General features: G+C 62.0%; 13 protein-coding genes and 2 pseudogenes. 9 read left to right on the forward strand and 6 right to left on the reverse strand.

Annotation, left to right across the window (positions count from 1 at the left end):
- Positions 1-437 precede the first annotated feature (437 nt).
- Both D3D02_RS06765 and D3D02_RS06775 read right to left on the reverse strand, forming a co-directional pair.
- On the reverse strand, positions 438-1,022 hold the full coding sequence (locus D3D02_RS06765; RefSeq protein WP_121569234.1) for a hypothetical protein: 585 nt from the start codon (positions 1,020-1,022) through the stop codon (positions 438-440).
- A 325-nt stretch (positions 1,023-1,347) separates the two neighbouring features.
- Positions 1,348-1,677, reverse strand: coding sequence for a phage repressor protein (locus D3D02_RS06775; RefSeq protein WP_121569236.1), 330 nt, complete (start codon positions 1,675-1,677; stop codon positions 1,348-1,350).
- Between the two features lie 212 nt (positions 1,678-1,889).
- On the opposite strand from D3D02_RS06775, the gene D3D02_RS06780 reads away from it, so the two are divergent.
- The 7 genes from D3D02_RS06780 to D3D02_RS06805 all read left to right on the forward strand — a co-directional run bounded on the left by D3D02_RS06780 (position 1,890) and on the right by D3D02_RS06805 (position 6,290).
- Complete coding sequence (locus tag D3D02_RS06780) at positions 1,890-2,324, forward strand: hypothetical protein (RefSeq protein WP_121569237.1); 435 nt, start codon at positions 1,890-1,892, stop codon at positions 2,322-2,324.
- Complete coding sequence (locus D3D02_RS06785) at positions 2,321-3,184, forward strand: hypothetical protein (RefSeq protein ID WP_121569238.1); 864 nt, start codon at positions 2,321-2,323, stop codon at positions 3,182-3,184. Before D3D02_RS06780 ends, D3D02_RS06785 begins: the two co-directional genes overlap by 4 nt.
- A complete protein-coding gene (locus D3D02_RS06790; RefSeq protein ID WP_121569239.1) occupies positions 3,181-3,738 on the forward strand; it encodes a hypothetical protein in 558 nt (185 codons plus the stop codon). The genes D3D02_RS06785 and D3D02_RS06790 overlap by 4 nt, the downstream gene beginning before the upstream one ends.
- Complete coding sequence (locus D3D02_RS06795) at positions 3,731-3,973, forward strand: hypothetical protein (RefSeq protein WP_121569240.1); 243 nt, start codon at positions 3,731-3,733, stop codon at positions 3,971-3,973. Before D3D02_RS06790 ends, D3D02_RS06795 begins: the two co-directional genes overlap by 8 nt.
- The gene (locus tag D3D02_RS21470) at positions 3,966-4,097 is read left to right on the forward strand and encodes a hypothetical protein (RefSeq protein ID WP_255410146.1); all 132 of its coding nucleotides are present in this window, start codon (positions 3,966-3,968) and stop codon (positions 4,095-4,097) included. The genes D3D02_RS06795 and D3D02_RS21470 overlap by 8 nt, the downstream gene beginning before the upstream one ends.
- On the forward strand, positions 4,094-5,128 hold the full coding sequence (locus D3D02_RS06800) for a tyrosine-type recombinase/integrase (RefSeq protein ID WP_121569241.1): 1,035 nt from the start codon (positions 4,094-4,096) through the stop codon (positions 5,126-5,128). The genes D3D02_RS21470 and D3D02_RS06800 overlap by 4 nt, the downstream gene beginning before the upstream one ends.
- A 373-nt stretch (positions 5,129-5,501) precedes the next feature.
- Complete coding sequence (locus tag D3D02_RS06805) at positions 5,502-6,290, forward strand: SDR family NAD(P)-dependent oxidoreductase (protein ID WP_121569242.1); 789 nt, start codon at positions 5,502-5,504, stop codon at positions 6,288-6,290.
- 131 nt (positions 6,291-6,421) lie between these two features.
- Here D3D02_RS06805 and D3D02_RS06810 read toward each other — a convergent pair.
- Positions 6,422-6,745: pseudogene (locus tag D3D02_RS06810) on the reverse strand (hypothetical protein); the annotation flags it as partial.
- Between D3D02_RS06810 and D3D02_RS06815 the strand changes: the two are divergent.
- A pseudogene (locus D3D02_RS06815) lies at positions 6,725-6,910 on the forward strand (ArsR family transcriptional regulator); the annotation flags it as partial. The pseudogenes D3D02_RS06810 and D3D02_RS06815 overlap by 21 nt on opposite strands.
- Positions 6,911-7,136: 226 nt before the next feature.
- Here the strand turns inward: D3D02_RS06815 and D3D02_RS06820 are convergent.
- From D3D02_RS06820 to D3D02_RS06830, 3 genes are all read right to left on the reverse strand, one after another.
- Positions 7,137-8,633, reverse strand: a complete 1,497-nt coding sequence (locus D3D02_RS06820) for a TrkH family potassium uptake protein (RefSeq protein ID WP_121569243.1) — start codon at positions 8,631-8,633, stop codon at positions 7,137-7,139.
- Positions 8,630-9,967 (reverse strand): Trk system potassium transporter TrkA, encoded by a 1,338-nt coding sequence (gene trkA / locus D3D02_RS06825; RefSeq protein ID WP_121569517.1) that lies wholly within the window; start codon positions 9,965-9,967, stop codon positions 8,630-8,632. Before trkA ends, D3D02_RS06820 begins: the two co-directional genes overlap by 4 nt.
- A 147-nt stretch (positions 9,968-10,114) precedes the next feature.
- On the reverse strand, positions 10,115-11,302 hold the full coding sequence (locus D3D02_RS06830) for a HAMP domain-containing sensor histidine kinase (protein ID WP_121569244.1): 1,188 nt from the start codon (positions 11,300-11,302) through the stop codon (positions 10,115-10,117).
- Between the two features lie 173 nt (positions 11,303-11,475).
- On the opposite strand from D3D02_RS06830, the gene D3D02_RS06835 reads away from it, so the two are divergent.
- The gene (locus D3D02_RS06835; protein WP_121569245.1) at positions 11,476-11,685 is read left to right on the forward strand and encodes a molybdopterin-binding protein; all 210 of its coding nucleotides are present in this window, start codon (positions 11,476-11,478) and stop codon (positions 11,683-11,685) included.
- Positions 11,686-11,687: the final 2 nt, after the last annotated feature.

Below are 11,687 nucleotides of genomic sequence, written 5' to 3' on the forward strand. Positions count from 1 at the left end.
CCTTCCAACGAAGAACCCAGTAGGACACGTTAGGCCGTGTCCACACTGAGTAGTTGATCCAACGAGACGACTACACTGTGGTCGTGGCCGCGATCGTGACGAAGACCAATCCCGCGTCCTTTCCATAGATTGCGAGGATCGTTCCGCAGATCGCGACCACGATCAATCTTGCTTCGGTGATGATGACTCACCTCCCAGAACTTAGTTAGACGCCTAGGCTGGCGTCGTCCCGAACAGGACGATATGTTGTGGGTGTGGCAGCTCGGTTAAGGCTTCGGTATCCGGACTTCACCGTGATAAATATCACATACTATACCTAATTTCTGACCGGCCGCGCCACGTGTCCGACGTGGCAAAATAGCGTATGCGAAGAGCGGGTATGAAGGTTGGCAGACCGACGTGAAAATTAATAATTGATTAGTATATAATTTTGCGTATTAATTCACTGGTTCAACCTCGGTTTCTTGACCGGCTTCAATAGGTAGCGAGTCTACACGGTCCTGAGCTAAATCGTGGAACGCTTCCATCGCGATCGTCGTTGAGTGACTCACTTTCACTGGATCCCGGGTAGCAAAGTAGATCTCAAATCCTTGCATAGAAAATCCAGCATCGCGGACATTGGAGAGCTCCTTCACAAACTGTGTTAGTTCAGATTGTTCGTCGTCGTCAAAGCGCTCAAAGTCCTTTGGAAGGCTGGAAACCGACGCTTTCGTACTATTATCGTAGTGTCGAATTGTTATTTGGGTCGTTGATCGGCCATCTCTGAGTTTGTAATTGAATCTGCTGAGCGTCGGTCTGACCTTTTCATACTTACCGAGTCTCAGCGGCTCGATCTGCTCGATGGATTCCCGAACCGCCATTCGAGCCTGCCCTTGGTACGAATTGTAGCTGATAATAATCGAGATGGAACTGAGCACGATTGTAAACGAGATCCCGATCAATTCCGGGGAGACCACATTCAATACCCCTGCCAGTTCTGCGAGCAGCGCTTCCAACACCTCTCCCGATTGAGCGAAGATCATACTATCCAAACCCGGCCCACCACCCAGGTCGAACAGCGTGCGGCGGCCGCGGAGCTGGAATCGGTCGACGAAGATTCGCGTCGATCTCGCCTTTCAGATAGAGCCGACCAATAGTTTGGATTTCGTACATCGACGAACCTTCACGAACCGGCGCGATCATATCCGCATCAGACAGAACCTCACACCGATCTGCAATCCGATCCGCTGAGGTAGTAAACCGAAAGTGCTCACTCATTAGCGCGGGATCCGACCACGTCTTGTCGTCCAGGTATTCGAGGATACGTTCGTCGAGCTTGTGCATCCACTCGGCAGATTGGCGCATCAATTAGCTCTCCTGTCCGTTTTCGTCTTCAGTAGGCGCGTGCGTGCCAGCGGTCGCTGCTCCACCGTTTTCGTCGATCCGTACCCAATTCTGAGTGTCGAGTTTGCCGTCTAAATACGCCTCACCGTCTTCTGTGATGACGTAGATCCCGTTTCCGAGATGTTCTACCAAGCCCTCTTCAGCCAATTTCTTGCACCGCTTATCGATATACTGCCGAGAGTAGTGTATTGGGCCCTCACGCTTCATCTCTGTAGGCGATCCAGAGCCCTGCTCTCGGAGATATTCCAGAACCCGGTCATCTACGAGAGCCATCCAGTCTCCAGAGTGTCTCATATGGTGTCTCCTGATGCGGAGAGCTGTAATACAGCCGATTAGCATCCTTTGAAGCTCGCAATATCTACTAATGCCCTCGTAAACTATAAGTGCTGGCCGCATCCAGTGATGCTCACGGGACCGACGCGAGGCTCAGTTGGCACTCAGTGAGATTTTATCGGTGACGCGGACGGTGCTGGAACCACCGCCCGCGTTACGGTTCCGGTCTGAGTATGCAGACCGCGAACGTAACCGGACAAGAATCCGGCACGACCAGAGACGCACCGACTCCAAATAACAGCGGCGACTGCGCCTTTTGCACGAACCGAGCGACCGGCATCGACGCGCGCACCGGAAAGGCGGTGTGCCGATCGTGTGGTCGGGCACTCGACGACAGCGGGCACCGACTCGTCACCGACGGCGGCTACCCCGAACCGGACGTGCTCGACGTCGTCGACGCGCCGGAAGGGAAGTCCTGCCGGCAGTGGGTCGAAGGCGACGACGGGAAGATGGTCGTCTGCGGCGAGCCGGCGGCCGTGATCGTGGTCTTCGACGCGATTACGAGACCCAATCGAACGAAGCCCCGGAATCTGCTCGCCTGCGACGACCACGGCTGGATGCGCGATCGCGACGTGCGACCGGCGGTCGCGGGAGGTGCCGCGGAATGAGCGGCAGCACCTCACAGACTCGATTCTTCTCGGAACCGTCGGGCGAATCCGTCGAAATCGAGACGAGCGGCCGCACGATTCGGCCGCTGATGGCGCTGCCGACGGTGCTGGTGGACGAAGCGAAACTGCGGTTCGACGCGGGCGGCCTGCACACGACGGCCGTCGACCCGGCGAACGTGGGAATGGTCGGGATCAACGCGAAGCCGGCGGCCTTCGAGGGCTATCACGTCGACGGCGCGGACGACGTGCTGATCGGCGCGAATCTGACGCGCCTCAAATCCTCGCTCTCGGACGCGCGACTCGGGAAGTCGACGGACGACCCGGTCGAGTTGGACATCGACGCGACGCGGACGCTCGTGAGCATCGATCGCGAGTACGACGTGACGACGCTGTCGCGGACGGACGAACTGCTGAACATCGAACCCGAGTCGATCCGGCAGGAACCGGACATCCCGAACCTCGAACTGTCCTACCGCGCCGAGCTGGACGTCGAGGCGTTCTGCGACGCGGTCGACTACATTCCGACGGACCACGTCGAGCTCGGCGAGTTCGACGGGCACCTGATTCTGAAAGGCGACGCCGACGGCGACGAGATGACGCGCTCGACGCGAATCGACGTCGGCGACGTCGCCGAGCCGATCACGGAGACGCCGACCGAGAACGCATCGAGCATCTACTCGATGGATTACCTTCGCGATATGGCGAAGGGCCTGAAGAAGGCGAAGGTCACGTCGCTGTCAGTCCGGTGGGGCGAGGAGTTCCCGCTGATGCTCGACTTCCAGCGGTGCGACGACGAGACGGTGCTCTACGAGGGCCGGTATATGCTCGCGCCGCGGATCCAGTCGGGAGGTGCCGAATGACCGACGACGCGCTCACGCTCCGCGCGTCCGGTCCCGCGCTGACGACCACCGAGACGGAACGCGACGGCGTCGAAATCGAGACGACCGTCACGGTCGACCTCGAAGCCACGCTGGACGTCGACGTCGACTGGCTCGACGAACACGCGGCCGTCTTCCGCAGCGGCGGCGCACAGCTCGCCCACGCGAACGTCGCGCGCTTCGTCACCGAGACGCTGAGCGACGCGGAAGCCGAGTACGAGCCCGAAGACGAGAGCGAGTGGGACCTCCGACTCAGCGGCTCGATCGTGGCGTGGCAGGCCGCGGTGGTCCCGCTGGCGAAGCGCCACAGCTCGCGGGTCGCGGGCGAGGACGACGTCGCGAACGCGGTCTGTGCGATCCTCGACGACCTCAGCGAGCACGCCGCGAGCGACCGCCCGCAGTTGGCGCTGCTGGACGTTCTCGAAGACTACGACCCAGACGACTACGCGAAGCAAGACGTCCTCAGCGCGCTCGCTGCGCCCGACGAACCGACACCGGATGCGACCCCTGCTCCGGAGGCGGTCGCCGATGACTGAGGTGCTCGCCTGCCCGAATTGCGACTCGTCGGCGAACATCTTCCGACGCAGTCCCGAGAAGGCCGTCTCGAAACTCGACGACGGCGACGGCCGTTGGCGCTGCTCCGATTGTGATTCGGAGTTCGACGAGCCGATCCGTCGGGAGTCGAAGCGCGGGCCGCGCCCGCAAGGCGGGCTCGCCGGCCGGCTGATGGACGCCGACAGCGGCGACGTGACCGGGGTGGCAGATGACTGAGTACGTCGAGATGATGGTCCGTGCCGATCGGGCAATGCACGACGTCGCGCAGTTCCACCTGCACGAGTTCGCGGCCGACGTTACGGGGGTAACCGACGGTCGCGGCCGGGAGGGTCCACAGTGAGCGATCCGCCAGAGTTCGAGCCGCGGGAGGCCGCAGAGCGTTGGTTGGAGCGACAGCGGCTCGACAAGGCCCGACAGACGGTCAAGGGCTACCGTCACCAGCTGAAGCTGTTCTGGGAGTTCTGCGAGCACGAGGATATCGAGAGACTCGGCGAGCTGACGCCGTGGGACATCCAGCAGTTCGAGACCGCGCGCCGGGCGAATGATCTGGCGACCGTGACGCTCCGGAACGAGCTACTGACGCTGCGGCAGTTCCTGGAACACTACGAGTCGCTGGGTGTGGTCGACGAGCGCGTTATCGACTCGATCGAGCTCCCGAACGTCTCGAAGGACGAGCAGACCTCCGAGACGATTCTGGAGACTGCGGCGGCGAAGGCGCTCCTGCAGGCGTTCCGCGAGGACGAGACGCGGTATCCGCGGGGCCACGCGTTCCTTGAACTGACGTGGTATACGGGCGCTCGGATGGGCGGCATCCGGTCGCTCGATATCGACGATGTCGACTTCCAGGAGGGGTACGTGCAGTTCCGGCATCGGCCAGATCAGGACACGCCGCTGAAGAACGCCTACGACGGCGAGCGGGCGGTCGGAATCAGCGACGACGTGATCCGAGCGCTTCGTGAGTACGTCGTCGAGCACCGACCGAGCGTGACCGACGATTACGGACGTCGGCCGCTGTTCGCGTCGGTCTACGGACGGCTATCGTTGAACGCGCTGCGGGCGACCTCGTACTACGCGACAATTCCGTGTCGCTACGGGAGATGTCCGCACGGCAAAGAGCGGACGGCGTGCGGGTGGACGTCACAGAATCAGGCGTCGAAGTGTCCGTCGTCGCGATCGCCACACCAGATTCGCGCCGGCTCGATCACCTGGCAACTGAACCGCGGGATTCGGGCTGACGTGGTCGCAGAGCGCGTGAACGCCTCGGTCGGCGTGATCGAACAGCACTACGACAAGGCGGACCCGGTTGAGGAGTTCCGCCACCGACGGAAACGGCATCTGGACAAACTTGATTTCGGAGAAGAAGACAAATGAAATTAACCAAAATCGCAGGACAGCGTGGGGGTAAGACTGCCCCAACCCACTTCCTTTTACGCGTAATCGACACACGGAGAACGCCCCTTATACCAGCCGGTCTAGCAGGGATACGTCCCTTGAGTAGCGGCACGTATCCACCGTAATCGGTAGGTCTGGGGGGATTCCAGAGCCGTTTTGCGAATTCTGTGGGCGCTTCACGGAAGACAGCGAAAACTGCCGTTCGTCCACTGCTGCACGCTCCGCAAACTGCTCGTCGTCGACAACGAAGCCAACGACGGGGCGACGATCGCTTCGTCGCGGTCATCGTCGAGAGACGGTCTGAAGTATCGCTGGGCAGGAACCTTTTAGGACTGGTATCCAAGCGTCAGATATGGACCTCAACCTCGGATTAGAAGGCAACGTGGCGCTGGTCACTGGGAGTGCGACCGGCCTCGGTCACGCCTGTGCGGAAGCGTTCTCGCGGCAGGGGGCGAAGGTCGCGCTCGCCGCGCCGAATCTGGACGACCTCGCGTACGCCAGCGACAGGCTCCACGCGCTCGGCGAGGGCGAGATTTTCGGTCTCGAACTCGACGTGCGCGACCCTGACCATCTGGGGGCCCTCGTCGAGGAGACTGTCGACCAGTACGGCGGCATCGACCACCTCGTGACGGGACCGCGACCACTCGAACCGGGGCGTTTTCTCGACGTCTCCAACGAGGACTGGTTCCGCGGGTTCGATCGGCTGTTTATGAGCGTCGTCTGGGCCATCCGTGAGTCTGCCGCGCACCTCGAAGCCTCCGATCAGGGGACGGTCGTCACCGTTGCCAACCCCGCTATTCCGGCACTCGCAGAGGAACTGTCGGTGGCATCCGCGTACGGGCGCGCGGTGCAAGGGCTCGTCGAGAGCCAGGCCACGGCGTTCGCGCCCGACGTCCGCGTGAACGCAGTCGTACCGGGACCTCACGAGACCGCAGACTTAGAGGAGTTGCTCGCCAGACGGGTCGAAGCCGGCGAATTCGCCGACCTCACGTCGGCGTGGGACGCCGTGCTCGCGGACTGTCCCTACGAGTCGCCGGGGCAGCCGCTCGACCTGGGGAAGGTGGTCACCTTCCTGTCCAGCCAGCACGCGAGTTTCGTCAACGGCGCGACCGTCCCGGTCGACGGCGGGTCCGGACTCTGATACTGTCGGACAGAGCTATGTGAAAATCATCGGCACGCCGTGGGTGCCACAATGATTCACGAACGTCTGTCCGACAGTATGAGCGTCGGTGTCGAATAGCCGCGGCGAGCGAGACCCCCGACGAGATACCGCTATTCCAAACGTTCGGGGTCTCCGCGACGTTCGCGCTGCATAACCCCGCCCGCGAACAGCCGCAGTTTCGAGACGAGCTCGGCCTCCGTTTCGTACGTGGCGACGCGGAGATCCCACCGCACCTTGGCCGAGCGGATCATCGCGCTCGTGACGTCGTCCTCGTGGAGGAAGACGAGCCGATCACTGTGGGTTTCCGAGAGAGCCTGCAAGACGCTTCCGGCTTCTTCACCGACGCCGAAATTGTGGCCGAGAAAGGGCAGCACAAACGCAGTCGCGTTGCCGCACCGTGTGTATTCGAAGCTCTGTGTCGCCGCGTCGACGTCGGTCTCGTGGAGAAGCGCCAGCGGACGGAGCGGGGACGAGACGGTCTCTACACGTACTACCGGGCGACCGTGTTCGGAGCGGTGACGTTGACTGAGGGCGTCGACGAGCTGATCCGCGGCGAGCAGGAGTTCGAGTCGATGTACGACAGTTCCGCCGAGGACTGATTCGGCCCGCGTGTACTCACTTTAGCGAACCGATTCGTGTTCGGTCCGCAAAGCACGGAGTTTCCCGGACTTCGGGAACTCTCGTATTAGCGTCGCGTGTCGGAGCTATCGATCTGGAGCGTTCTGAGTGTCCGACTCGGACTTCTTCGGGAGCGAGAGGCTTCGTCGCTCGGAAAAGGAGTACAGGATCACGATGAAGCCCGCGGTGGGGACGACGACGCCACCCTCACGACCGCCAGTACGACGGCGTCAGGAGCACCAGTACCGGGATGATCTCGATTCGCCCAATCCACATCAGAAACGTCATCAGGAGTTTCGTCGAGTCCGGAAACGGCTCGTAGCTTTCGAGCGGCCCGGCGATCCCGAAGGCGGGCCCGACGTTGAAGAACGTGGCCGCAGCCGCGCTCATCGCCTCGAACTCGGAGACGTTCAACTGTACTCGCGAGGCGTCCACGACGACGATAATCGTGGCGACGATGAAGAACACGAGGCTGACGAGAGTGTACGCGTAGATGTCTCGGATCGTCCCCTCGTCGACGACGTTTCCACTGAGGCGAACCGGCCGGATCGCGTTCGGATTCGAGGCCGTAAACAGATCCCGGCGGAACGCCTTCACGACGACCAGCCAGCGAAGCGTCTTGATCGAGCAGGTCGTACTGCCGGCCATCCCGCCGATAAACATCCCGACGAACAGGAGATGCTTGGCTCCCGACGACCAGAGATTGAAGTCCGTACTCGCATAGCCAGTCGTCGTCACGATCGAGACGACTTGGAACAGAGAGTGCCGAGCGATTGCCTCGACACTCGTGTACGGCGAGCCGTCGATGGACAGCACAGTCCCGACACCGAGCGCGAGCAGCGCCAAGATCCCAACGTAGAACCGAAATTCGTCGCTTCGTCTGAGCCGCTCGGAGTCCCCTCTGAGGACGAAGTAAATCAACATAAAACTCGTCGCACCGGTCGCCATAAACGGGATGATCGCCCACTGGACGGCGGGAGAGAATGCGGCGATGCTCTCCCCGCGTGGTGAAAAACCGCTCGTCGAAATCGTCGTGAAGGCGTGCGCGACGGCATCGTACAGCGTCATATTCGGGGCGTGTCCGAGCAGGTGGAGCCCATAGAGGACGGCTATCTGAAGCCCAGTGAGTCCGAGGTAGATCTTCCACAGCAGGGTTGCCGTCTCTGAAATCCGGGGCGTGAGTTTGTTGACGTCCTGTGTCTGCGTTTCGGTCTCCATCAGCTGTGCCCCACCGACAGAGAGCTGGGACAGCACCGCCGTCGCCAACACGAGAATCCCGAGCCCGCCGATCCACTGGAGGACTGCCCGCCACAGCAGTATCGCTCGCGTGTGGCGGTCGAAATCGACGATAACCGTCGCTCCCGTCGTCGTGATGCCGCTCATACTCTCGAAGAGCGCGTCGACGGGCGCTGCAATCACACCAGAATCGGCGAGTACGAACGGCACTGCGCCGACCAGTGCAATGCTCAACCACGTCAGCGAAACCATCAGAAACGCCTCTCGCGTCTGGAGGTCCCGGTCTTCGGTCAGTTGTTCGAGGCCGACGCCAACGACTACAGTGCCGACCATCGGCAGGGCGAACGGAAGTAGCGCCGTTCCGTCGTAGAGGGCGAGTCCGAGCGGGAAGACGAGCGGGACCCACAACCATTTGAGGATGGTCCCGACCAATCGGCAGCTGACGCGCCAGTTGACTCGGATTCTCATATCGCGTTCATCACAGCAGTGAGGGTGTCTGCAGACACGAAAAGAACCACGTGATCTCCGGGCTTAATCACCGTATCTCCCCGGGGAACGACGAGGTCGTGGTCGCGGGCGATTGCCCCGATAACGACCCCCGCAGGGAGCGCACGAACGCTCTCGCGGATCGGCCGTCCAGCGAGAGTGCTTTCCGTGTCTACTTCGATCTCTAGCACCTCTGCCTGACGGTCCTCTATGAGCGAGAGGTTCTCTATTTGTCCTTCCCGGGTGAATCGGACGATCTCCTCCGCCGTGGCCTTGCGTGGGTTGACCGCGGCGTCGATGCCGACCGCCTCGAAGAGACTCGCGTAATCGCCCTGCTCGACCACGGCGACAGTTCGTCGAGCGCCGATGTTCTTCGCGAGCAGCGAGACGAGGAGATTCTTTTCGTCACTGTCGGTCACTGCAATGACTGCATCTGCTCGGTCGACGCGCTCGCCAGCGAGGAACTCCACGTTCGTCGCGTCGTGTTCCAATACGATCGTTTTCGGCAGGCTTTCGGCGAGTTGCCGACCCCGCTCGGAGTCCTGCTCGATCAGGCGCGGTTCGATCCCGCGCTCCTCCAAGAGTTTGGCTGTGTGATATCCGATGTTGCTTCCGCCGACGATGACAATGTCACGGGCGTCGTCAGGCGTTGCCGCCGGTGCGACAGTTCTCGAAAATGCGTGGACACTCGCCAGGCTGCCGATGACGATGACTCTGTTTCCGGCCTCGATCGGCGTCTGCCCCTGAGCGATCACGACTTCGCCGTCCTGCACCAACGCAGCGAACGTCAGCGCCTCGAATTGGTCCGCCTCTTCGACGGTGCGGCCGGCGATCTCGCTGTCCCCTGCGACCTCGAATTCGGCCATCTGGACGAGTCCGCCCGCGAACAACTCGACGTCGACCGCAGCCGGGACCCCTACCACACGCACGATGTCGTTCGCCGTCAGCAGGTCCGTCGACACCATAAAGTCGACCCCGAATGCGCCGTCCGACTGCGCCCACGTGTCGAGAAAGTTCGCACTTCGTACACGAGCAATGGTGAAGACGTCGCTTGCGGTCTTCGCCGTCCCACAGGTGACGAGGTTCGTCTCGTCGACATCTGTGCTGGCAATGAGCATCTCCGACTCACGGAGACCAGCGTCTTCGAGTGTCTCCAACGAGGTCCCGTCACCCTCTATCGCCAGGATGTCACTGGTGTACGTGAGTTCCTCTACCTTTTCGGGGTCGACGTCGATGACGATGACGTCGTGGTCCCCGGCGAGGCTGGCTGCGATGTTGGAGCCGACTTCGCCGGCTCCGACGATGATGACCCGCATCTGATCTCCCTCGAGGTATCCGCGATAGTTGCGGTTGCAGGTCTGCACGCACTGATCGCTCGACGGCGTGCGATCGGGCGCGCACTCAGTGGCAACCGCTACTGTAGGTGTACCTATCACCCGTGCAATACAAAAAGACACTCCCAGTCAGACCCCAGTGATGACGAAGCGCGCGCCGCCGTCGACGCTTTCGCGGACCCGGATCGACCAGCCGTGCGCCTCGACGATGGTCCGGACGATCGCCAGTCCGAGTCCCGTCCCGCCAGTCGTGTACCCCCGGTCGAACACGGACTCGCGCGCATCCTCCGGAATCCCGGGGCCGTCGTCTGCGACGTAGAACCCCTCCGCGCAGGGTCCGACCCGGACGCGGACGTCGTCGCCGCCGTGTTCGACCGCGTTGCGAAAGAGGTTCCCAAAGACTTCGCGAAGCCGGTCTGGGTCGCCGTCGACGGTGCCGAGCCCGTCTTCGATCCGTAGTTCGGCCGCTCGGGTGTCGATCGTGTCCCACGCGCTCTCGACGACCGACCCGACCCGGACAGGGCGGGGGTCGCTGATGTCTTGACCCTGTGTGGCTAACGTCAGTACCTGCTCGATGAGGTCCTCCATCCGGTCGGCCGCGCGGGCCGCTCGGTCGACGTGCGGCGAATCGAGGTCCTGTTGTGCGAGACGCAGGGACCCCGTCACGACGTTGAGTGGGTTCCGGAGGTCGTGGGAGATGACGCCCGCGAACGTCTCCAGTCGCTCGTTCTGGGCTTCGAGTTTCTGCTCGCGCCGCACGCGACCCAGCGAGTGCGTAATCATATCGGCGACCGTCCGCAGGAGGTTCACCTCCGTGTCGTCCCACTGGCGGTGGGGCTCGACGACGTCGAATCCGACGAAGCCTTCGAGCGACCAGTTGTCGACCATCGGCAGAAAGACGGCCGACGCGACGCCCTCGCTCGACAGCAACTCGCGGAGATGGGCGCTCCGTGGGAGGTCGCTCGTCCGAACGACCGTGTTGTCGAAGCGTTCGAGCCGAGGGTGCAGCCACTCGAACTCTTCGAGGGCGAGCCGCTGGGCGCTCCACGGAACGACGCCCTCGCCGGTCCACTCGATCGTCCTCTCGAAGCCGCCGTTCTGAGCCTGGAAGACGTAGCCACGGTCGGCACCGATCTGTGTCCCGACGCTTTCGAGCCCCCATCGCAGTTTCGTCTCCAACTCGTCGGGCTCGGCGCTCATCAGACTCGTCGAGATGTCGAGGATGAGGTCGTAGAGTTCGATCTGGTGGGACGCGTCGGTCTCCCGGGAAGACTCGAACTCCGATCGACCGTCGGCTTCTTCGCCGAGCCCGTCCATACACGCGGTTTCGCCGATTCGCGTTGTATCTTTTGCGCTCCAAATATCAGCGGTGAGTCTCGCTCGAGGGCGGGGCGGTCGGAGATGAAAACTGTAACGGCCGCCGCGATGCACACGTCGGAGTCACAGGCGTCGCCAGCAGCTATTTAATTTCAGGAGACAAACACTTGTGTATGGGACTCAGTGCCCGCAACGATCTGGCTGGAACCGTGACCGCGATCAAGAAAGACGAGATCACGGCGGAGGTGGTGGTCGAACTCGGCGACGGTCAGACAGTTACCTCGACGATCACGCGCGGGTCCGCAGACCGGTTGGACCTCGCGGAAGGCGACGAGGTGTCGGCCGTGATCAAAGCGAGCGAAGTGATGATCGCCAAAGAGTGACG

The sequence above is a fragment of the Halobellus sp. Atlit-38R genome (assembly GCF_003665925.1).
Lineage (GTDB): Archaea > Halobacteriota > Halobacteria > Halobacteriales > Haloferacaceae > Haloquadratum > Haloquadratum inordinatus.